We start from the raw sequence: 22,994 nt of genomic DNA on the forward strand, positions 1-22,994 counted from the left end.
TTGTATATTTTCTGGTAGTAAATGAATGTGTAATCTAAATCACTATTGTATATCTACGATGTCCTTCTTCTTTTTATCCTTCATATCAGCAGGAATGTTGTGTAGTATCTCTTCTTTCAGTGCATCTATCAAAGTCTTCTTGATGTAGTGCCTGTAGATAACAAGACTTATCTCCCGTACAGGTGCAGGTTGTTTAAAAAGGCGCACATTATTCTTTTGTCTTGCGTTCAGTTCCTGCATGGCCAGTTCGGGCAAAATGGTTACGCCCTGGTTCGCTTCCACAAGTTTCTTCAGCATTTCTATACTTCCTGTTTCCAGCTCCAGTTGGTTTAGTTCCTGTTCTTTCTTCTTTAGCTCGCACAGGTTCACTACTTGTGATCGCAGGCAATGGCCCTCTTCTAACAACCACAACCTGTTTACATCTATATCTTTTGGTAACAGGTACTTCTTTTGGAGCAGCTTCTCATCGGATGATGCATAAGCAAAGAACTGTTCGTAAAACAGTGGTTGTTCAATAAGTGTAGATCGTTGTAAAGGTGTAGCAAGTATGCCTGCATCTAAATGTTGGTTCTCCAGTTTTTGAATGATCTCACCTGTATTCAGCTCGCTTATCTTCAACTTTACCTGTGGGTACTTCTTTAAAAAAGATCTCATAAACCTGGGCAACAGGTAAGGTGCTAAAGTGGGTATGATGCCGAGTGACAGTTCTCCTTTAACTTCTCCCTGTTCTTCTTTTACTATTTCTATCAGCCGTTTTGTTTGTTGCAGTACAACCTTTGCCTGCTCTATTACCTGCTTTCCCACCTCTGTGGGTACTACCGGTTGCTTGCTCCTGTCGAAGATCTTTATCTCCAGTTCCTCTTCAAGTTTCTTTATCATCATGCTTAAGGTGGCCTGGGTTATATAGCAGTGCTGTGCAGCCAGCTGGAAGTGCCGGTGCTGGTCTACTGCTACTATATATTCCAATTGTTGTAAGTTCATCTCATAGATAATATCGATGAAGATATAAGAAATATCAGTTTGCTTTATGTGCTTGCTTCATTCATTTTTGCAGTAGATAATTAAATAACCCCAACAAGAATACAATGACAGACCAAAACAGATCACGCAGACTAACTACAGCATCGGGTAAGCCTTATGTAGAAAATGAGAACAGCAAAAGTGTTGGAGCAAGAGGACCGCTTTTACTGGAGGATTTTATTCTTCACGAAAAGCTTGCCCACTTTAACAGGGAGCGTATACCAGAAAGAGTGGTGCACGCAAAAGGTACAGGAGCATTCGGAACTTTTACAGTAACGCACGATATCACGCGTTACACAAAAGCAAAATTATTCAGCGAAATAGGCAAGCAGACAAAGCTATTTCTTCGCTTCTCTACTGTAGGTGGCGAAAAGGGCAGTGCAGATACAGAGCGTGATCCGCGTGGATTTGCAATCAAGTTTTATACAGAAGATGGCAACTGGGATCTGGTTGGCAACAACACACCGGTCTTCTTCATCAAGGATCCAAAGAAGTTCCCTGATTTTATTCATACACAAAAGAGAGATCCAAGAACCAACTGCAAGAGCGCTACCATGATGTGGGACTTCTGGAGCCTGAACCCTGAAAGTCTTCACCAGGTAATGATCCTGATGAGTGATCGTGGTACACCGTATAGCTACAGGCATTTGGATGGTTTTGGTTCGCATACATTTAGCCTAATCAACGCCAACAATGAAAGGGTATGGGTGAAGTTTCATTTTAAGACCTTGCAAGGCATTAAAAATTTTACTGCAGAAGAAGCGGTAGAGATGAAAGGTAAAGACCCTGATTTTGCGCAGCGTGACTTGGTAGAGGCGATAGATAAAAAGGATTTTCCTAAATGGGCAATGAAGATCCAGGTGATGACAGATGAAGAAGCGCAGGCATTTCCATGGAACCCATTCGATCTTACCAAAGTGTGGCCGCATGGCGATTTCCCTTTGCACGATGTAGGAATACTTGAATTGAACCAGGTGCCACGCAACTATTTTGCAGAGGTAGAGCAGAGTGCATTTGCACCAGCCCATGTCATTGATGGAATAAGTTATTCGCCTGATAAAATGTTGCAAGGGCGCATCCTGTCTTATACAGATGCACAGCGTTATCGCCTTGGTGGTAACTATGAGCAGATACCGGTGAATCGTTGTCCTTTCATGGTGGCCAATCACCAGCGCGATGGACTGATGGCAGTGAATGGCAACGGAGAGGATACACCAAATTATTTCCCCAACAGCTTCGATGATATATATGTTGACGAAAGCTATACAGAACCAGCTGTTGAATTAGACAGTGCTGTTGCAGGTTGGTTCGACCGTAATGGTGCCAACGATAACGACCACTATAGCCAGCCGGCTGCGTTGTACAATAAGGTGATGAATGACTACGAAAGGCACAACCTGGTAGCCAACATCGTAGATGCAATGAGCGGTATCAGTGGCGAGAAAAAAGATATCATCATTAACCGCCAGCTGTGTCATTGGTTCCGTGTTGATATGTCTTTAGGAATGGCTATCGCCAAAGGTTTTGGAATAGATATAAATGCCGTTATGCAGCATGCGCCAAAGCAGCAGGCAGAATTGGTTTAAAATACATTGTCGCAAGCAATCACCCCCAGGCCCTGGTCATTTTTTGGCCGGGGTTTTTTGTTCCTGCAACTTTCAATGAAAAAGCTTTTCAAGGTAAAGCAGGTTTCGCGCAATAATTAAAATGCATTAAGTAATATAGCAACCCAAATAATACCTTCAACGACTGTACAAGTTGCCAGACATCACAATTATGAAGAACACCAGATCATTCTATACCTGTTTATGCACCATAGCATTGCTTTTGCTGACGTCCATTACCGGCACTGCACAACAACCCGGAACTTTCACAGCGGGGAACAAACAGTTTCTACTAAATGGTAAACCTTATGTAATACGCGCTGCAGAGCTGCATTACCCGCGCATTCCCAAGGAGTATTGGGAGCATCGCATTCAGCTAAGCAAGGCAATGGGTATGAATACGATCTGTATCTACCTGTTTTGGAACCTGCACGAACAGCGGGAGGGGGAATTTGATTTTACAGGTAATAATGATGTGGCGGAGTTTGTAAGGCTGGTGCAAAAGAATGGCATGTACTGCATTGTGCGTCCTGGTCCTTATGTATGTGCAGAGTGGGACATGGGTGGCCTGCCATGGTGGTTGCTAAAGAAAAAAGATATTCAGGTGCGTACGCTGAAGGATGCATACTTCATGGATAGGACAAAGAAGTTCCTGGCTGAAGCAGGCAAGCAACTGGCGCCATTGCAAATCCAAAATGGTGGCAACATCATCATGGTTCAGGTGGAAAATGAATACGCTTCTTTTGGTAGTGAGCAACCATATATGGAAGCCATACGCGATGCGGTTCGTGCATCAGGTTTTGATAAGGTGCAGCTGTTCAGGTGTGACTGGTCTTCCAACTTTGACAAGTATAAATTGGATGGCGTAGCTACTACTCTAAACTTTGGTGCAGGTTCTAAAATAGATGAGCAATTTGAAAAGCTGCAGCGCGTGTATCCTAATGAAGCGCTGATGTGCAGCGAGTATTGGTCGGGATGGTTCGATCATTGGGGAAAGCCGCATGAGACACGAAGCGTTGCCAGCTTTATTGGCAGCCTCAAAGACATGATGGACCGCAACATTTCTTTCAGTTTATATATGGCACATGGTGGTACTTCGTTTGGACAATGGGGCGGAGCCAATGCGCCGCCGTATTCTGCTATGGCCACTTCATACGATTACAATGCACCCATAGGCGAACAAGGAAATACAACAGATAAATTTTTTGCTGTCCGCGATCTGCTAAAGAATTATCTACAGGAAGGTGAAACGCTTGGTGCTATACCAGCAGCTATGCCCGTAATTGCAATACCAGCTTTTGAACTAAAACAAACAGCACCGCTGTTCACCAATTTACCCGCGGCAAAAGCTTCTGCTGACATCAAGCCGATGGAGCTATTCGACCAGGGCTGGGGACGGATCTTATACCGCACTACATTACCTGCATCCACTTCGCCGCGTAAGCTGGTAATTAAAGATGTGCACGACTGGGCAAAGGTGTTTGTAGATGGCGAACCTGTTGGCAAGCTTGACAGGAGGAGATGGGATAGTGTAGTTGAAATTCCTGCTAAGAATGCTACAAGTCAGCTTGATATACTTGTTGAGGCGACGGGCAGGGTTAACTATGGAAAAGCTATCATAGATCCAAAAGGAATAACAGATAAGGTCATTCTCAGGAGCGCCAGCTTTAGCAAAGAGCTAAATGATTGGCAGGTTTACAATATGCCGGTTGACTATAAGTTTCAAAAGAGCGTTAAGTTCAGGAAAAAATCCCACAGCGGACCCGGATGGTACCGCGGTACATTCAGGCTAAAAGAAAAAGGTGATACCTACCTGGATGTAAGTAAATGGGGTAAAGGCATGGTATGGGTTAATGGCAACAACCTTGGACGCTTCTGGAAGATCGGACCTCAGCAAACGCTGTTTGTGCCGGGTGTATGGCTAAAAAAGGGAAAGAACGAGATCGTCATAATGGAGGTGGATGCACCTAAAGAAACAACTGTAGCAGGATTAACACAGCCTGTGCTGAATGCGCTACATCCAGATGAGTCATTACTGCATCGTGCTAAAGGCCAAACCCTTGATCTGGGTGGTGAGGTGCCGGTTGCTTCCGGTTCTTTTACTGCAGGCACTGGATGGAAAGATGTACAATTTTCCAAAACAATAACCGGTAGGTATTTCTGCCTGGAAGCACTAAATGCGCAGCAGGCAAAAGATCCGCTCACTTCTATTGCTGAACTGGAATTGATTGGTTTAGACGGTACACCACTCTCAACACTAAAGTGGAAGGTGGTGTATGCGGATAGTGAAGAAGTAACTGCCTCTAACAGTGCAGCAGATAAAGTATACGACCAGCAGGAATCAACTTTCTGGCAAACACAATCGGTAGGTGCCAAGCCTGCCCACCCGCACCAGATTGTTATAGACCTGGGCGAGGAAGTACAGGTGAAAGGAATACGTGTATTACCGCGCTCTGATAAGAGCAGTGCTGGTATGATAAAAGACTACCGCATCTTCCTGAAGGTGGATGCTTTTAAGATGTGATCTCTGGTTGAAAAAAATTACCGTAGTCTTCAAGGCTACGGTAGTTTAATAAAATACGGTAGTCTTCAAGACTACCGCATTATCTAGATCAGATGATATTACCGTAGTCTAGAAGACTAGGGTAATTTTGGTTACTGCTTCATTTCAGAGATACTGCGGCTAATACCTAATTCAAGTCCACGCAGTTCAGCTAAGCCCCGCAGACGGCCTATACCTGAATAACCAGGGTTTGTTTTCTTCTTCAGATCATCCAGCATCTGGTGTCCATGGTCTGGGCGCATAGGAATAGAAACCTTGCGATCCTGCATTGTTTCTACCAACGCTTTCACTACTTCATACATATCTACATCACCTTCCAGGTGGTTGTCTTCATAAAAGTCACCAAACTCATTTCTGCGTGTACTGCGCAGGTGAATGAAATTGATGCGATCAGCAAAACGCCTCACTATACCCGGCAGATCATTGTCTTCTCTTACTCCGAATGAACCGGTACAAAAGCACAGGCCATTGCTTAATGATGGAACAGCATCTATCAGTGCCTGTACATCTTCAGCAGTGCTTACTACACGCGGCAAACCTAAAATGGGGTAGGGCGGATCATCAGGATGGATGACCATCTTGACGCCAACTTCTTCGGCTACGGGTACTACCTGCTGTAAGAAGTAAATGAGATGCGAACGAAGTTTATCTGCATCAATTCCCTGATAAGTATCCAGTGCTTGTTGAAACTGTTCTAGCGTAAAGCTTTCTTCACTGCCGGGAAGACCTGCAATGATGTTTCGTTGTAGTTGCAGTTTTTCTGTATCGCTCATACTTTCAAAACGTGCTCTTGCTCTTTCTAGTTCTTCTGCAGCATATTCACTTTCTGCACCCTTACGCTTCAGCATCAAAACTTCAAAAGCAATAAAAGCAGCCTTTTCAAATCGCAGGGCTTTTGAGCCGTCTTCTACTGTATAGCTTAGGTCGGTGCGTGTCCAGTCGAGTACCGGCATAAAGTTGTACGTAACAATGTTGACGCCGCAGCTAGCCAGGTTGCGAATGCTTTGCTTGTAGTTTTCGATGTATGTTTTGTACTCGCCTGTTTGTGTTTTGATAGCTTCATGTACAGGAACACTTTCTACTACGCTCCAGCGCATTCCTACTTCTTCTATTTGAGCTTTTCTTTTTTCAATTTCATCTACCGTCCATACCTGCCCGTTAGGTATGTGATGAAGGGCTGTTACAATACCTGTACATCCTGCTTGTCTTATATCCCAAATTGATACCGGGTCGTTTGGCCCGTACCAGCGCATGGTTTGTTCGAATTGCATATTGTGAATTATGAGTTTTGAAAGTGAATGGTAAATTGTGAGTTGTGAGTGGTGAATAGTGAAAAGTGAATAGTCAATTGTGAATGCTTTTTTGACTTCCTTACACTCCGCTAAAAGCACTAAAGCCACCATCAATAGGTATTACTACACCTGTCACGAATTTGGAACCATCGCCGCAAAGCCATAGCAAGGTGCCGATTAGATCTTCAGGTGTACCAAAGCGACCCATGGGTGTGTGGGAGATGATGGTGTTGCCTCTATCTGTTAAGCTGCCGTCTGCTGTTGTTAGTAGGCTACGGTTTTGGTCGGTAAGGAAGAAGCCCGGTGCCATAGCATTTACACGAATACCGGCTTTCGAAAAATGCACAGCCAACCATTGTGTAAAGTTTGATATCGCTGCCTTGGCTCCACTGTATGCCGGTATCTTGGTCAATGGCCTGAAGGCGTTCATTGATGATATGTTGAGGATGGTTGCGCCTTCTCTGCCAACCATATCTTTTGCAAATACCTGCGTAGGTAGCAGTGTGCCGATAAAATTCAGGTCGAATACAAACTTGATCCCTTCCGGGTCAAGATCAAAAAATGTTTTTACTTCTTCACCCAGTGAAAGATCATCTTCCTCGAAGAAGTTCTTGGATGTTGTTCCTTTTGGATGGTTGCCACCTGCACCATTGATCAGTATATCGCAAGGGCCTAATGTTGAAATGACCTCTTCATGTGCTTGCTTCAAGCTGGTTATGTCTAATACATTTGCGGCAATACCAATGGCAGTGCCGCCTTGTTGCTTTATTTCATCTGCAACACTTTTAGCATTCTCTTCCCTTAAATCTAATACAGCCACCTTTGCACCTTGAGCGGCAAGGGCCAATGCCATTGTTCTACATAAAATTCCTCCACCGCCGGTTATGACGGCTACCTTGTTTGAAAGTTCCATTAAGCGTTTGTTATGGTTGATGTTGTTTTTAAAATCATGTTTATTTTTTTGCAGCACTCAAAGGAGCATAGATCTCTGCTTCAATGATGCTTAGTGTGCCTTTTGCATTTGCATCGTCCCTTGCTACACCATCATCCAGTTTTTTACCGTTCACTTCCACACCTGTATTTGTTCCCTGGTCTAGTGAAGTGCCCGCCAATTGTATTCTTACTGTTTTGCCCCTGGTAGGTTTTAATGAAATAGTATAGTAACCAAGCGTAGTTTGCGTTTTGCCATTGAATGCTTCCTTGCCATCTACCGTTATTACCAATGGGTATACACGTGAACGGAAGTTGTTGAGCTTGATGGTGATCTCGCTCACTGTCGCTTCTTTCTCTAATGTGTATTCAATCCATGCTGTGTTAAGCTTGCCATCATTTACCCAATCCGAAAGTTCATTATCATCAAAGCTCCGGGCGGCTTTGTCTGCATTTGCACCGGCAGTAGCACTTACAATGGTAAGCGGCGTACGTGTCATGGTATAGGATGGTGTGGCAGGTGTTGGACCTCTATCCAAACGCATGGGTAAACCTGCAGATGGTAATACTGCAGACAAGCCATTTTCTGTTGCATAAGGCTTTGTGTTAAGTGTAATGGTTGCATCTTTCAAACCTTCTGCAGTTGCCTTCACTGTGATGGTGCCTGGCTGCGTTGTGGAACGAACGAGAAAACGATTAACACCACCTTCTACAGGATATGCAGTTGTTAGTACATAATTACCAGGGCCCATTGCCATACCACCTCTCCATTCTCCCGGGCCGGTCATTGTGTAGTTAACCATGTTGAGTGCGGTAGGGCAACGGTTGCCTTTTGCATCTACCACTTCCACTTCTACCAATGCAAGATCATGACCATTGGCTACAAATTCTGTCGGCCGTTTTACTTTTGTAAGTCGCAGTGCAACAGGAGCGCCAACAGTATGGATGATGCCAGTGCAGACTTGTTTGTTCTTTGCATCATAGCCAACAGCACTTATGTTCCCTGGTACCCATTCAATGTTTTTGAAAGTGAAAAGGAAACCATCGCTCTTTTTTCCAAAGCCTTTTGATTTGCCATTTACCTTTAGCTCTACTTTATCTGAAGTTGAGATAACATAGATGTCTTTCTTAACACTGGGGTCGTAGTTCCAATGGCCTACGATGTGCAGGCTGTGCTTCTCAGGATTTACCCAGCCATCCCACATTACTTTATGCGAATAATAATTCTGCTTCTTTATTCGCATTGCGTCCACTTCTCCACTACGACGGAAGTTCTCTTCACCGCGGTGGTGCGTATTGGTTTCAGACCAGATGATGTTAACACCTCCGCTGCTTAAACGCTTGCCTGTTCCGGGTCTTTCTTTCCAGAACTCGTACCAGCGTCTTACATTCTCAACAGCATGGCTTTCCATGTTGCGGTTGTATGCCGCGGCTGATTGTCCTTTGTGTAAAGGACCTGCTCCATCTTTGTGGTAAGGCGGTGTAAAATCATCCCAGTATTTTCTTGAACCTTCATCTCTTGAATATTCCATTGCCCACATAGGTATATGTGCACTTTTGTTGGTGTACAACATTTCACCACCATATTCCGCTGTTTTACTGTCCAGCATTTCGCGGCTGCCAATGGCTCTGCCTCCTTTAGGATCGTACTGGTCGCGGATATCCTTCATCTCCTGCATGTGTTGCTCGCTGATGCTTTCGTTGCCACACTCGTAAAAGATGATGCTGGGATTGTTCTTGTTGTAAATGATGGCATCGCGCATCACAGCCTTGCGTTGTTCCCATCTTGTACCTTCTACATCCTTCTCTGCATCACCAGCAGGCATGGCTTGTAAAAGGCCCACCCTGTCGCAGCTTTCAACGTCTTGCTTCCATGGTGCAATGTGCATCCAGCGCACCAGGTTGCCTCCACTTTCTACCATCAATGCATTGCTGTAATCGCTTAGCCATGCAGGTATAGAAGCACCCACTGCAGGCCATTCATTGGTAGTACGTTGGGCATAACCATGTACCATGATGACGCGGTCGTTCAGATAGATCATGCCATCTTTAAAATCTGTTTTGCGAAAACCTGTTGTAGTAGTTACAGCGTCTGTAGGTTTTCCATTCACTTTTAAAGTAGTGGTTACATTGTACAGGTAGCCATAGCCCCAGCTCCAGAACTTCAAGCCGCTAACAGCTGATGAGGCCTTCAGAACTTTTGTTTCGTTTGGTGCAATAATTACTTTATCACCAACAAATGTTTTCAGAAGTTTATCATCCAGTTCTTTGATTGAAACTTCATAGATCACTTGCTGTGGTTGTGCTGTTTCATTTTTTACTTCTGACTCAGCATGTATGGTAGCAGTTTCCCCTTTTATATTATGATTTAGTGCGTATACATAAACACCTGTTGTTTTCAGGTTGGAATACAAAGGAAGTGTTTGATAAACCTTAGGTACAATATGCAGGTAAACATTCTTTGTGATGCCTCCATAGTTCACGTTGAAGTTCTTGTCTTCCCATTGAAACTTCGTATTGGTAGCTTTCTCACGGTAGTTCCAGTCATTGTCTATACGTGCTGCCACCACATTCTCTTCATCACCAAATTTCACCAGCTCGGTTACATCAAATCCAAATGAAGTAACACCGTTTTCGTGCAGGCCAACATGTGTTCCATTTACATAAAAATCACCGGCCTGGCGAATACCTTCAAATTCTAAAAACACTTTTTGTCCTTTGGCAGATGCAGGCAATTTAAAACGTTTGCGATACCAGGAGATACCTGTTGAAAGATCAACAATGTCTTTTTTAAAAGCTTCATCCTCGTTCCATGCATAGGGTAGTGTTACACTTTTCCAACTGCCATCATTGAAGCTGACATTTGAAGCTTCCTTAGGATCACCAACTATAACTTTCCAGTCGCTGTTGAAGTTGTACTTCGTGCGCTGTGATGTGTTTTGCGCTAGTGACACAGTAGTGATGAACGAGAGGCAGAAAATTGCGGATAGATGTTTAATCATCTTTTTCATATGAAGCTTGTGAGGTTGTTCGTTGTAATTAACCTTGAAACGAAGCATTGTAAGATTAAGTTCAAGACGCTCTTTTGATTGCCTGCCTGTTACACCAAAGGTGAGGGCAAACCAGCAAGCGATGCTTAAGTGCTTTCTACTTTATTTACGAAAACGAAGTAGCTGGATTTCGCAGGTTTTGAAAATCTTATAGTTTCCTTCCAGTAGATTATCAACTGAAGTCTTTGATTGTTTTTGAACAGTAGTTAATAATTATTCTTGCGAAGGAGAAACGTGTTCTTAATCGTTCAATACCTGGTAAACAGATGCGGTGAATTTATCCTGCACATCTGATCTCAGCGATGAATGTTGTGTATACAATAGTGCTATAATGTTCTCTTTCGGATCTACCCAATAGGTGGTTCCAAAATATCCACCCCATTTGTAGGCGCCTTCGGTCATGCCTAGTTTCAATTCAGTTTGTTTGGTTGTTACCTGGAAGCCTAAACCAAACTTGTCACTACCTACAAACAGGTCGCCTATGTGATTGCTTGTCATCAGCTCAACTGATCTGCGAGACAGGAGCCTTGTGCCATTGTAAGTGCCGCCGTTCAATAGCATCTGGAGAAATGCTGCATAATCAGAAATGGTAGAACTTAAACCAGCGCCGCCAGATAGGTATACGCCACCGCGCTTTGGATAGTCTGCACTTACAGAACCAGTTCCTTCGTATGTAGTTAATGTTCTGTTCGCACCTTGCCTATGTACAGTTACAAGCCTGCTATGCTTTTCTTGTGGCAGGTAAAAGTAAGTGTCCGTCATACCAAGCGGCTTAAATATTCTTTCCTCAAAAAATCTATCTAATGGCAATCCTGAGGCAACTTCTACCAGCCTACCCAACACATCCGTGCTTAATCCATAGGTGAATTTTTCCCCTGGATTGTGCGCCAGCGGAAGTTTAGCTAACCTATCTACCGACCAGCTTAATGAGTCGCTGCTTGCTTCAAAACCCGCATAGATTTTTGCTTTAGAATAGATAGCCGTCCATGGCTCTCCACCAATAACAGCATACTGAAGACCTGCCGTATGGGTAAGCAGGTCGCGAATGGTTATTTCTCTTTTAGCAGGTTTGGTGGTAAAGGTTGTATCAGCAGCATTATATTGATCTAATACCTGTGGCTTAGCAAATGCAGGAATATATTTGGAAATACGGTCGTCCAGTAAAAACTTTCCTTCTTCAAAAAGCATCATCACTGCAACACTTGTGATGGCTTTGGTTTGCGAAGCGATCCTGAAAATGTGGTCAGTCTTAAGCGCAGTTTGAGTGGGTATGTCAGCATGTCCAAATGACTTGTTGTAAACTATTTTGCCGTTGCGGGCAATAAAGCCTATAGCGCCTGCTACCTCTCTTTTTTCGATGGCTTGCTGGATTATGTTATCTATCCGTTGCAGTCTTTCTTCGCTTACGTTGGCCGCTGAAGGCGAAGTTGCCTGCAGAGTAGATGGTATAGTTCCACTGCCTGCTGTGCCCCTGTGATTACCGGAAGTTGATAATGACGAAGAACAGGAAAAGAATATGGTACAACCGACAAGTACAAGGCTTAAGAATGATGACTTCATATTAGGTATTATGGATTGATGTGATTGTTTAAAAATGTGGTTGGAGGTAATGTGCTATATGCTTTTTTCAAACCGCCTATATCTATACGTATTTCATCCAGCATTACACCCGGATCAACTGCATAGATTTTCAAAGTATGTTTTCCTGCAGGAAGAAAGGGTAGTTGTATTTTTCTTTCAGCCCTGTTCCGCAAAACATTTTGTTTCCACTCTTCGCTTCTGCCTGCTGTTTTTATATCTATCAATTGCAACGGGCCATCATCAACAGTTACTGCATAACGTACCCTGTAGTTATTGTTGATAGGATGAGAAGGTAACGCAAAGACAGACACAACAGGCGTGGCGGCATTGAAAGTATGGAAGTCGTATTCAACAAGCGCGTTGCTTTGCTTAATAGAGTCGGTGTTGGTTGTAACCTTTTTGTTGACCGATAGAGGAGAAGCCTGGAGCACATTACCTGTATATCCTAAACCATTTATCGTTTGCCATTGGCTGGAATGCTGGTCGCTCTTGCGGGTGAAGCCAGTGGCAGGGATCACAACTATCCCATTGTTTTCAATGAAACCTTGGAAGCCTGCAAATGCTTCAGTGCTTCGCTTTTCAGCCTGCACGTTTACAACATACTGCTTTCCTCCACCAGTGAATGTTATGGTGCCAATTGTCCTGCCAACTTCTTGCAATTTGCGAAAGTCAACATCCACCCACAGGCGTACTTGCTTCTGGTCCTTTTCGACGGTGAGCGTACCGCTGTTTTTTGAAATGCGTATCCAGTCATGCGACGGTGTTGCGATCCATTGTTGCTGTTGTGCTTTATCTAAATAAACATCAATAAAATATTGCTGCTTATTCAGGTTGTCAAAAGCTGGTAATGATAATAGTGCTGCATCACCATGTAGTGATGAATCCTTTGTAACAAAACCTTCAGGAGCAATATTCCATCCGATTCCTTCTTCAAGTTTTATGGTGGGTAGTGCAGGTGGCTGGTAAACGGGAAGCTCCCGTGGCTTCATCGACATCATGTTCTTCCACTTACCATTTGCCAACTGGTTGTTATAGTAGCCTGTCTCCTTTACAATACTATCGTAAGCTGCTTTAGACATATCAGCATAATCAGTTGCACTCAGCCTGTTTTGCCTGCTGTAGAAATATGCTTTATCACGGTACAAAAACTTTTTATTCATGAATGAGGCGCCTACCACAGGATAATAAACCAACTGGTAAAAAGCAGCTGCATCTTGCTGGTTTAGCTGCGCATATATTTTCTTTACAGATGTCTCCAGCTTATTGTATTGGTCTATCCGCTTCTGTGCTTCATCGCCGTAGTAAAAATGATTGAATGCTGTATACTTTGTTTGCGTGGTTGGTTCTGTCTGGCTCCAGCCCATGAACTCAGGTTTTCGCTCAAACGCCAGTTGATAATATTGCCATAGTATATCAACCATTTCACCAGACTTGTCCTTGCCAAATATGCTGTTGAGCCAACTATGCATGTGTTGCCTGGAATACCTGCTATCCTTAAAAGGTGCAGGATTATAAGCCATATCTAAGAACTGCTGTATGTTGTATTCTTGCGGTTTTATATCGCCAACATTCAGTACCCACAAACGGTCTGCGCCAGTTTCAAAAGCCTTCATCATTTCTTCGCGCAACAACGATGGATGCGTAGAAGGCAGCCACAAATAATCGTGCGGACGTCCCCAGTACGAAGCATGATAATACACTCCAGCGCCACCTTTCCTTTGCTTCTCCGTTTCATTGTTCAGCCGGTGTATGTAGCCGTAGTTATCATCGGGCCATACAAGGGTTACATCATTCGGCACGCTTAAGCCGTTGTCGTAAATATCGAGCACCTCTTTGTAGGGAGTAAGTACCTGCGGTATGGCAGTAACATCTTTGTTGATATATTTCGCCAGCATCTCCCGTTCTTCCTCAATTATTTTACTTACCACTGGCACCGCTTCTTTCAGATCTTTTATCCCTTCCATTTGCCCGTCGTGCACTCCCCGCATTCCAATAGTATAGATCGCATTGATACCGCGACTTTCTTTTATCCTGTCTTCCCAGTATTTAAAAATTCTTTCTTTGTTGGTGAAGTAATTGAAAGGTCCCATCGTCTTTACATTCCATTCATCCACGTTGTTGCGTAGCATTGGCTCCGCATGCGATGAACCTATAATTACCTGGTAGTCTTCTGCTGTTTTTATATTGCCGGGATAATGAAAGAACGCTTTGGTGCTGGGATGCATGGCGGGCCAGATAAGGTTGGCTTTCAGGCGAAGCAACAACTCAAAAATTTTTGCATAGGTTTTTGGCCCTATATCACCTGTTCCGGGTTCAAAAGTTTTGGCTGCCCATGGTTGCAGGCCCCAATCTTCATCGTTGATAAAAATTCCTCTATACTTTACACCCGGCGGTGAAGAAATAAATTCTTCCTGGCTGATGATGCATTCTTCTTGTTTCTTCACTGGTGCATCAGCCCACCAGTACCACGGCGAAACACCTAGTTTTTCTGATAATGTAAATACTCCGTAAGCTGTACCTCTTGCATCACTACCTGCAATGATCAGTGCTTTAGAAATTGCAGCAGTTGGTTTGTCAACAACACGAAGGCCGAAGCGCTCCCATTGGCCAGTAAGTTTTTTAGATAAAGAAGATTTGGAACCCGCAAACTTCTTCACAAGTGCAGAGCCAATAGTACCAATGACAATCATATTGCCTCTTGCTTTGGAAATATCTGTTATGACCGCGGGTTTATGGGAGGTTACACGTTCAATATCTTCTGCAAGAAGGTAAGCGGCTATAGAGTCGAGAGCTTTTCCTTGTTTACTATATACAATGGTAGCCTTTTGTTGTTTTGTAACAATCGCGAAACTATTCTTCTGCCCTGCGCAAAGTGAAGACACTACTAGGCTGATGAGCAGGAAAGAGCAAGAGATTTTCATTATAGCAATCGATCGTTGTTTTGTTAGGCAGATAGTTTGGTTTCTTCTTTTATGGATCAAACATGTTTAGCGTTATAAGAAGAAGCTGTTTATATCAGCAAATCATTATGTGCTTAAAACTAGTTTAACCGCCATCCAACGCTGTCCTGTACAGTCCTGAAAACCAGTAGTGCATTACGAAAACGATGTAGTTTAGATTTTCGTAAAATGCTGGAAAATATACTTCCTTAGCGCAAAATGATTGTATGGCAAAAGTCAGCCTCAAAGACCTGTCTGATAAGTTGGGTGTTTCTATGTCGACTGTTTCGAAAGCATTGCGCGATAGCTACGAGATTAGCGAGGAAACAAAGAAGAGAGTACTACAGGTTGCTTCTGAAATGGGTTATAGTGCCAGTCCTTATGCCGGCCATTTACGCCATCACAAGAGCCGCACCATTGCCATTATAGTTCCTGAATTAAACAACAATTTTTTCATTCAAGCCATAAGCGGTGCTGAAGCAGTAGCCCGTACCAAAGACTATCATGTATTGGTGTATGTAACGCATGAGAATAATGAATTGGAAGAGGGAATTCTGAAACATCTGCAAAATGGGAGAGTGGATGGTGTGATCATGTCGGTAGCAGCCACTTCTAAAAATGTTCAACACATTGAAGCGCTGATGCAATGCGATATACCTGTCGTTTTTTTTGATAGGATATGTCATGAAATAGAGACTGCTAAAATAACAACAGATGATTTTGCCAGTAGCCTTACCGCTACCGAACATCTTATAAAAAATGGCTGCAGGGATATTGCTTTCCTGTCGCTTTCAGAAAACCTTTCTATTGATAACAAAAGAAAGCAAGGCTACCTGGAGGCGTTGCACAAACACAACCTCACGATCAACGAAGCAAGGATCATAAAATGCAATGGAGACGACAAAGTAAACTTCAGGAAAATAAAGCAGTTGTTGAATACGAATAAACCGGATGGGATATTTGCGGCTGTAGAAAAGTTGGCACTTACCACATACGAGGTTTGCCATGAGCTGAAAATTGATATTCCTGCAGGTGTAAAAATTATCTGCTTTTCTAATCTTACAACAGCTCCACTGCTTAATCCTTCACTTACCACCATTTCGCAACCAGCACTGGAAATGGGCAAACAGGCCGCCACTATTTTGCTAAAACATCTGGAGAAAAAGCGGGCAACCATTGCTAATGAAAATATCGTGATCAAGTCGATGCTGGTTGAACGTGCGTCTACCAAAGCAGTTGCTGTTGTTTAAATTTTCTCCAGTCTGATAAAGGGTGGCGGCTTAGAGAATATCCTCTTGCTTCTGAATTTGCACCATCCAGTAACAAAAAAAATCTTCTACAAAGCGGCTATTCCCAAAAACAAGAACGGCGAGCATCACTGCCCGCCGTTTCTATTGCTTATATTAAACGTCTTATTGTTTAATTAATGGTCCTTTAAAAATTGCTTCTTTCTCCGCCACCTGTACATGGTAATAACCTGGCTTCATTAAAGGTAGCAATGCATTTATTTCGCTGTTGACCTGGCTAAGCAAGCCCCTGCTCCTGAATACAATTCTTCCTTCTACATTGGTAATAGTAACAGATAAAACATTATTTGATGGTGGCATCTCTAGTTTTACAAAAGAAGTAGCCGGGTTAGGGTAAATGTTTAACTGCTTTGTCTTTCCAAAACTGACTGTCTTAATGTTGGAATAAACATATTTGCCATCAATGTCTACCTGCTTCAAACGGTAGTAATTGATGCCATCCAGAGGTTGCGTGTCAAAAATATAGTAGTAGTTCACGCTGCCATTGCTTCCTTTATCAGCAACGGTTTCAATGGCGGTAAAATCTCTTCCATTGGATGAGCGTTCTACTACGTATTCTTTACTATTCACTTCATTGGTTGCTGTCCACTCTACCAGTACTTGCTTGTCATGCGGCTTTGCAGTAAAGGTTAACAGCTTCACAGGTAAACCTGCATCATTGGCTATAAAGATGTTTGGCATTGGCGGTTCTTCCATATTGTTACCCAGGTAGAAACTTGGATGTGGTGGCTGGTTGTAACCAGAGTTTTGCCAGGCGATAGCAGTACGGTATTGCGGGTCGTGCATCAGTGTGCGAATGCGGTGGTTGGTAGGTATAGTAGTGGTAAAAATTACCAACGCTGAATTATCGGAATAACGGAAGATCATTTCCTCGCGCCAGTCACCAAACAGGTCGGCAGAAAGACCCGGTGTTGCTTTCGTATCGTTATTTTGAGCAATAGGCGCTGCCTGGTAGATGGTAAATAACCTGTTGGTGGTATTGGTAAGTGGGTTCCATTTGTCAATCATGGTCCTGTCTAATAACTCGCGACTAAGATCACCGTCCCACCAGATTCCGAAGTTGAAAGAAGAAGGTTTGCTGGTGCTTATCTGCTGTCCCCTTGCATTATATAGATTACCTGCAGAACCCCAAACCTCGTAACCTTTATGCGCAGGATCTATATCTGCTGCCATGGAACGACCCACATCGCCGGTGGTAGGTACACCCCAAATTGTTTGACCAGTTTTAGCATCGTACATTCTCAAACCCATTCCATCATATTCACTCGGCGACTCAAGATTGATCCAGATCTCCTGTCCGGGGCGGTCCGGGTCCATGTCAGACATATGTAATGCATCGCCATGACCCATCCGGTATGTCCAAAGTCGTTTTCCATCATCATCAATAGCACTTGATCCATTGATGACTTCATCTTTTCCATCTCCATCCACATCACCTATCGTCATCTGGTGATTACCCTGCCCTGCATATGCTCCGTTACCCGGGTCGCTGCTATCAAACTTCCAGCGAAGTGTAAGTTGCCCATTTCTAAAATCATAAGCAGCACGCGCCAGCTTATTATAGTAGCCGCGGCCAATTACCAGGCTCGGACGTACTCCATCCAGATAGGCTACAGCCGAAACAAAACGATCTGCACGGTTGCCATAATTATCGCCCCAGTCGGAAATGTTGCCGCGTGCTGGTTGATAAGTAGCAGTTGACATTGCAGCACCTGTAAGACCATTGAAGACAGTCAGGTATTCAGGACCCTGGTGTACCCATCCGGCGCTGTTGCGGTAATCAACTGTTGGATTACCTAATACTGCACCGGTTCCATCTATTGTACCATCTGCAGTCTTGCACGCCATTTCTGCTTTTCCATCACCATCCAGGTCGTATACCATAAACTGCGTAAAGTGTGGGCCCGCATTGATGTTCTTGCCAAGGTTGATGCGCCACAAACGGGTACCATTCATCTTATAGCAGTCAATGATCTGGTCGCCGGAGTAGCCGCCAGAGTTATGGTTCAATTTAGTAGGATCCCACTTTACAAAAACTTCGTATTCGCCATCTGCATCAACATCACCTACAGAGCAATCGTTGGCCGTGTAAGTGTATGCAACACCATCAGGGGTAGTGCCACCAGGGGGTATTTGCATGGGAATGGTAAGCTGGTTGTTGCTCCATGTAGGAGATGGCGCTGAGGCTGTTCCTTCTACACCATTGATGATGGCAGTAACTGTATAAGTGCCGTTGATGGTAGCATTATCTTCAAAATTGGTAGAATTGGTGATAGGCGAGTTGTTCACCTTTACACCGTTGCGGTACAGGTTGTAGCTAACAGAAGAAGGTTCGGTACCAAGCATGCGCCAGCTTACAAACACCCTGGTTGACGATGTGCGCACAGCTACCACACCGCGATTTAAAAGTTCCATTTGTTTGGGAGCTGTTACCACTGAGCCGGCTAAGGGCAATGTATTGAACCTTATATTGCTTCCGTAGGTAACTGTACCGCCACCGCTGATTGCATATGCTCTTACATAATATAAAGTAGCGGTTGCCAAACCATTGATGGTAGCAGAAAAAGAACCCAAGCCTGTGGAACCGTCTACAATCTTAGTATTAGCAGTAGTAGGATTAAGGCTAGTTCCGTAAACGATACCGCGTTCGGTAATGGCAGTTCCACCGTCAGCCGTAATATTTCCACCGGCTACAGCCGACGTAGAAGTGATATTAGTAGCTGCGGTAGTAGTAAGTGTGGCGGGGGGAGAAGGCGGTGTGTAAGCCCGTACAACAGGGGTGGTTACACCAGCAGAATTAGACCTGGTGTAAACAATATGTGGACGTGCAGTATCGCTGCCAACGGCAATGGTCAGATTACCTACAGGTTCATCTATGCCTGTCATAGCCGGGTCTTTCAGTTCGCGCCATGTGGTGCTTTGCAACTCCAGTTTAAACACACGCGCAGCATTCCTGAAAGCACTTGATATAGCATCTATGAAAGAGCAATACAGGTTTCCAGAAATGTCTCTGATAAGGCTAAGGCTTGGAGCATCACGCGAGGAAAGCGAAGTGGTAGTGCCAAAAGTGCCGGCTGTTTTATCATAGATAACAACAGTTGCCCTATTGGAATTGCCGGTATTGAAATAAGCTATAGCAAGATTGTTATTTGGTGTTAGTGCCATGCTTGTGTGTCGTATCCCGTTGAAGTTGGAAGACATGCGTGTCCAAGTACCACCACCAAAACGATAGAGCGCCATGCTTCCGGTAGTAGAATTTGATGCGGCCAATTTTACAAAAGCAAGCCATGGCACATCAGCCTCATCAAGTACAAGAGTTACTGCAACGGCAGTGTCTGCTGTATTTACCGCGCCAGTACCAACAGTTTGCCATGCACTGTCTATAAATCTTTTTACAAATGGCGTAAGCATACTGCCTTCTGCATAGGCAATGTAAGGACGGTTGTCGGAGTCGAATGCCAGCGAACTACGGGGTGTAGAGCTGTATTGAGTAACACCACTAGCGCCATTCACTGTTCCTGTAGAAACATAAAGATTGTTGCTGTTGTTATGTAGTGGTTGCCATAGCTGCATAGTATCGTTGTACATTTTTACCGCCAGGCGATTTCCATTAGAAGCATCAACATAGGTAACATATAGGTTATTTGTTTTGTCCACCATGATCCTTGGGTAGATCACGTTGCTTCCAATAATATCACCTACCTGTTCCCAGGCACCTGTGCTTGTATTCTTTCTTTTCACTTTAGCCTCAGTACCTTCCCGGTACACCACGTATGGAACAGTATCCAATACAGCAATAGAAGTATAATTAGAAGAGACAGCAGATACCTGGTTCTCGTTGCCGAGGATGGTCCATTGCTGGCTATAAGACATGTTGCACCACAAAACACTAAAGAAAGAAAAAGCCAAAGCAAGGCACATACGCTGGCTAAGCGAGGTAAAGTTTTTATTCATATGACAACTATAAGTACTGGTAAATTTATCCCTTGTGCCATGCGGATTGTCCTGTTCCATCCTGATATAGGTAAATAGATAAGGTGGATGAAGTATTGTTGAAAAAATCTATTACTACCTAATACTTGTTTCATAAGCCTGGTAGAAAAGTATTTTTCATTTGCCTGCAGCATTATAAAAACATTTCATGTCTTCATATAGCTGTGAATCATCATAATTGAGAATGATGAATTTAAAAATTAAGGATTTTTAAATTACTACTCAGGATGGCACAGGATAGTTCATTATACATTCGCCACTACTTTTAGTTTGAAGAAATTGTTAAAATAATCTTTTGGACCATCTAACGGGTCTATTCCCCTAAATGCTTGCACATGTATAACACCTACTATATACGATTCTGGACACTCGTCTTTCAAGACCTGGAATCATCACCACGGATATAAAGAACATTCATAATAAATACTAATAATCCTAACAGGACTATGTATAATTTAACCCGGATAATTTTCCCTTTATTGCTGCTTGCAGGTTTGTTTGGTAGTTGTCGGAAAAAAGCTTTTGATGAATATTATGGACGCCCGGAAAACCTGGAGCCGCCCGTTTACCAAACATTACAGGCTAAAGGAAATTTCAAACATTACCTGGCTGCCGTTGATAAAGCAGGCTATGGTAATACCTTACGAGCTGCTGGTTACTGGACTGTATTTGCGCCGCATGACTCTGCTTTCAATGCTTATTTCTCTACAATGGGCATCAATGGTATAGAGCAGTTGGACTCTGCTACCTGCCGCCAGTTAGTTACTTACTCTTTAGTGTACAATGCGTTTAAAGTAGAGCGCCTGGACGATTACCAAAGTAACACAGGTTGGGTGCCTTCTTCTGCATGGAAAAGAAGAACGGCCAATTATACATATGTATATGATGGTACAGATACAGCTGGCCGCCCTATAAAAGTGGTTGCAGCCAACAGGAACGGAACTGTGTATGTAGATGCAGATAATAACAACAAGCACATTCCTTATTTCATCAACGAGTTCATGCAGTCAAAGAATTTAACTGCTGCTGACTATAATTACTTTTTCCCTAACACGCCGTACACAGGTTTCAACGTAGTGGATGCGGTAGTAACAGAAAAAGATATTCCTGCTGAGAATGGTGTTATACACGTAGTGAACAAAGTGATAACAGTTCTTCCTTCCATTGATCAATACCTGGGAAGCAAACCTGAGTATAGTTTGTTCAAAAGCATATTTGATAGGTTCCTTGTTCAGTATGTATTGAACCAGGGAGTAACACAACGCTACCGCGCTACCACTGGTAGTTCAGCTGATGTGTATACTAAGTTCTATACTGCACCAGGTGGTACTTTGGCTTATTCGCTCAACAATGAAAACTTCATGAACGCAGTTAATGAAGGACAAACAGAGAGCTACACCATTTTTGCTCCTACCAATACTGCTCTTCAGCAGTACATCAACAATGTTTTGCTAGAAAATTATCCTCCTAATTCTACACTGAAAGATGTTGACATCAACATTGTATACGATTTTATAAATGCGCACTTGTGGCAAAAGGCAGTATGGCCTTCCAAGTTCGGATCTACATTTAGTTTCCTGAATGAGCCGGCACGTTTCAACCCATCTAATGATGTAGTTGATAAAAAGGTACTGAGCAATGGTATCTTCTATGGTACCAACAAAGTGCAGGAAGCAAACGTATTTACCAGTGTTTATGGTAGGGCTTACCTGGATCCTAAGTATTCCATGATGAAGAAGTTGATAGACTTTGAACTTCGTCCTGCTGTGTCAGATATCTCAAGGTATTATACAATGTTTATGATCAGCAACGATATGTGGAATGCTGCTGGTTTCTTTGCTGATCCTACAGTAAGTAACAACAGCCAGGAACAATGGCGCTTCATTCCGCCAGCAGGTTCTACACTTGCTGCAAGTACCGGAGCTACTACACGTAATCGTATGTTGCGTATACTAAACCTGCACGTAGTACCACACTCACTACCTAATAGAGTTTTGAACAGCCTTGCTGGTGAGGGTGCTGTAATGACAGCAGGTGGTGAATACATAGGTTTCAAAAATAATACAGTGTTTGCCTCTGGTAATGTGGAAGAAAATAATGTAGCAAACATAATAAGTACCAAAACATCCAGGAATGGTCGTGTTTACTACATCAACCGCATACTAGATTTCAGTGATGTACAGATAGGTGCACATATTGAAAAAGTTGGTACGCCTACTACTTCTGAATACAATTACTTCTGGCAGTTCCTGAGAACATCAAGCATCTGGAATGCTACTACAAAAGAAATCACTGGTATTTCTTACGGTACATTCTACACCGTATTAATACCTAACAATGCAGCTATTATGCAAGCTGTGCGTGATACTTTACTTCCGGGTAACAGGACAACAGGTGTTCCAAATTTCAACTTCGGTACACAGTCTAACCAGGAAAGGGAGCAGGTTATCCGCTTTATCTATTACCATATTCTAGATAAGCGTACAGTAGCTGCAGATGGAGAGGAAAGTGGTTCGTTTAGTACCATCTTACGTACCAATCTTGGTGATCCTACCAATGTATTTGTAAATAACAACCCGGGTTCGCTGGTGCTAACAGATATGTTTGGACGTACTGCGCAGGTTATATCTGCACCAAGTACTTACCTAAGTAATCGTATGGTTATTCACCTAATCAACAACTACCTTAAATACTCCTTATAATCATCCACAACTT

Annotated in this window: 11 protein-coding genes; 4 read left to right on the plus strand and 7 right to left on the minus strand. The window is 43.4% G+C overall.

Features of this window, described 5'->3' with window-relative positions:
- Positions 1-42: 42 nt before the first annotated feature.
- Entirely contained in the window at positions 43-981 is a 939-nt protein-coding gene (locus tag J4N22_RS14825) for a hydrogen peroxide-inducible genes activator (RefSeq protein ID WP_207495825.1), read from the minus strand.
- Positions 982-1,085: 104 nt separating this feature from the next.
- On the opposite strand from J4N22_RS14825, the gene J4N22_RS14830 reads away from it, so the two are divergent.
- Complete coding sequence (locus tag J4N22_RS14830) at positions 1,086-2,606, plus strand: catalase (protein WP_207495826.1); 1,521 nt, start codon at positions 1,086-1,088, stop codon at positions 2,604-2,606.
- A gap of 190 nt (positions 2,607-2,796) precedes the next feature.
- Complete coding sequence (locus J4N22_RS14835; protein ID WP_207495827.1) at positions 2,797-5,148, plus strand: beta-galactosidase; 2,352 nt, start codon at positions 2,797-2,799, stop codon at positions 5,146-5,148.
- A 131-nt stretch (positions 5,149-5,279) separates the two neighbouring features.
- On the opposite strand, the gene uxuA is transcribed toward J4N22_RS14835, so the two are convergent.
- From uxuA to J4N22_RS14860, 5 genes are all read right to left on the minus strand, one after another.
- The gene (gene uxuA, locus J4N22_RS14840) at positions 5,280-6,458 is read right to left on the minus strand and encodes a mannonate dehydratase (RefSeq protein ID WP_207495831.1); all 1,179 of its coding nucleotides are present in this window, start codon (positions 6,456-6,458) and stop codon (positions 5,280-5,282) included.
- 100 nt (positions 6,459-6,558) lie between these two features.
- Positions 6,559-7,392 (minus strand): SDR family oxidoreductase, encoded by an 834-nt coding sequence (locus J4N22_RS14845; protein WP_207495832.1) that lies wholly within the window; start codon positions 7,390-7,392, stop codon positions 6,559-6,561.
- Positions 7,393-7,432: 40 nt separating this feature from the next.
- Positions 7,433-10,420 (minus strand): glycoside hydrolase family 2 protein, encoded by a 2,988-nt coding sequence (locus J4N22_RS14850; RefSeq protein WP_207495833.1) that lies wholly within the window; start codon positions 10,418-10,420, stop codon positions 7,433-7,435.
- A gap of 279 nt (positions 10,421-10,699) precedes the next feature.
- Entirely contained in the window at positions 10,700-12,019 is a 1,320-nt protein-coding gene (locus tag J4N22_RS14855) for a serine hydrolase domain-containing protein (protein ID WP_207495834.1), read from the minus strand.
- Positions 12,020-12,027: 8 nt separating this feature from the next.
- A complete protein-coding gene (locus tag J4N22_RS14860) occupies positions 12,028-14,961 on the minus strand; it encodes a glycosyl hydrolase 115 family protein (RefSeq protein WP_207495836.1) in 2,934 nt (977 codons plus the stop codon).
- Positions 14,962-15,206: 245 nt separating this feature from the next.
- On the opposite strand from J4N22_RS14860, the gene J4N22_RS14865 reads away from it, so the two are divergent.
- Entirely contained in the window at positions 15,207-16,229 is a 1,023-nt protein-coding gene (locus J4N22_RS14865; RefSeq protein WP_207495838.1) for a LacI family DNA-binding transcriptional regulator, read from the plus strand.
- Between the two features lie 162 nt (positions 16,230-16,391).
- Here J4N22_RS14865 and J4N22_RS14870 read toward each other — a convergent pair whose 3' ends face one another.
- Complete coding sequence (locus J4N22_RS14870) at positions 16,392-20,240, minus strand: rhamnogalacturonan lyase family protein (protein WP_207495847.1); 3,849 nt, start codon at positions 20,238-20,240, stop codon at positions 16,392-16,394.
- Positions 20,241-20,725: 485 nt separating this feature from the next.
- On the opposite strand from J4N22_RS14870, the gene J4N22_RS14875 reads away from it, so the two are divergent.
- A complete protein-coding gene (locus J4N22_RS14875; protein WP_207495849.1) occupies positions 20,726-22,981 on the plus strand; it encodes a fasciclin domain-containing protein in 2,256 nt (751 codons plus the stop codon).
- Positions 22,982-22,994: the final 13 nt, after the last annotated feature.

The organism is Aridibaculum aurantiacum, assembly GCF_017355875.1.
GTDB lineage: Bacteria > Bacteroidota > Bacteroidia > Chitinophagales > Chitinophagaceae > Segetibacter > Segetibacter aurantiacus.

Excerpts from the sequence above, each read along its gene's own strand:
- J4N22_RS14825 (WP_207495825.1), bottom strand. The coding sequence starts at position 981 with ATGAACTTACAACAATTGGAATATATAGTAGCAGTAGACCAGCACCGG.
- J4N22_RS14830 (WP_207495826.1), top strand. The coding sequence starts at position 1,086 with ATGACAGACCAAAACAGATCACGCAGACTAACTACAGCATCGGGTAAG.
- J4N22_RS14855 (WP_207495834.1), bottom strand. The coding sequence starts at position 12,019 with ATGAAGTCATCATTCTTAAGCCTTGTACTTGTCGGTTGTACCATATTC.
- J4N22_RS14845 (WP_207495832.1), bottom strand. The coding sequence starts at position 7,392 with ATGGAACTTTCAAACAAGGTAGCCGTCATAACCGGCGGTGGAGGAATT.
- J4N22_RS14875 (WP_207495849.1), top strand. The coding sequence starts at position 20,726 with ATGTATAATTTAACCCGGATAATTTTCCCTTTATTGCTGCTTGCAGGT.
- uxuA (WP_207495831.1), bottom strand. The coding sequence starts at position 6,458 with ATGCAATTCGAACAAACCATGCGCTGGTACGGGCCAAACGACCCGGTA.
- J4N22_RS14835 (WP_207495827.1), top strand. The coding sequence starts at position 2,797 with ATGAAGAACACCAGATCATTCTATACCTGTTTATGCACCATAGCATTG.
- J4N22_RS14860 (WP_207495836.1), bottom strand. The coding sequence starts at position 14,961 with ATGAAAATCTCTTGCTCTTTCCTGCTCATCAGCCTAGTAGTGTCTTCA.
- J4N22_RS14870 (WP_207495847.1), bottom strand. The coding sequence starts at position 20,240 with ATGAATAAAAACTTTACCTCGCTTAGCCAGCGTATGTGCCTTGCTTTG.
- J4N22_RS14865 (WP_207495838.1), top strand. The coding sequence starts at position 15,207 with ATGGCAAAAGTCAGCCTCAAAGACCTGTCTGATAAGTTGGGTGTTTCT.
- J4N22_RS14850 (WP_207495833.1), bottom strand. The coding sequence starts at position 10,420 with ATGAAAAAGATGATTAAACATCTATCCGCAATTTTCTGCCTCTCGTTC.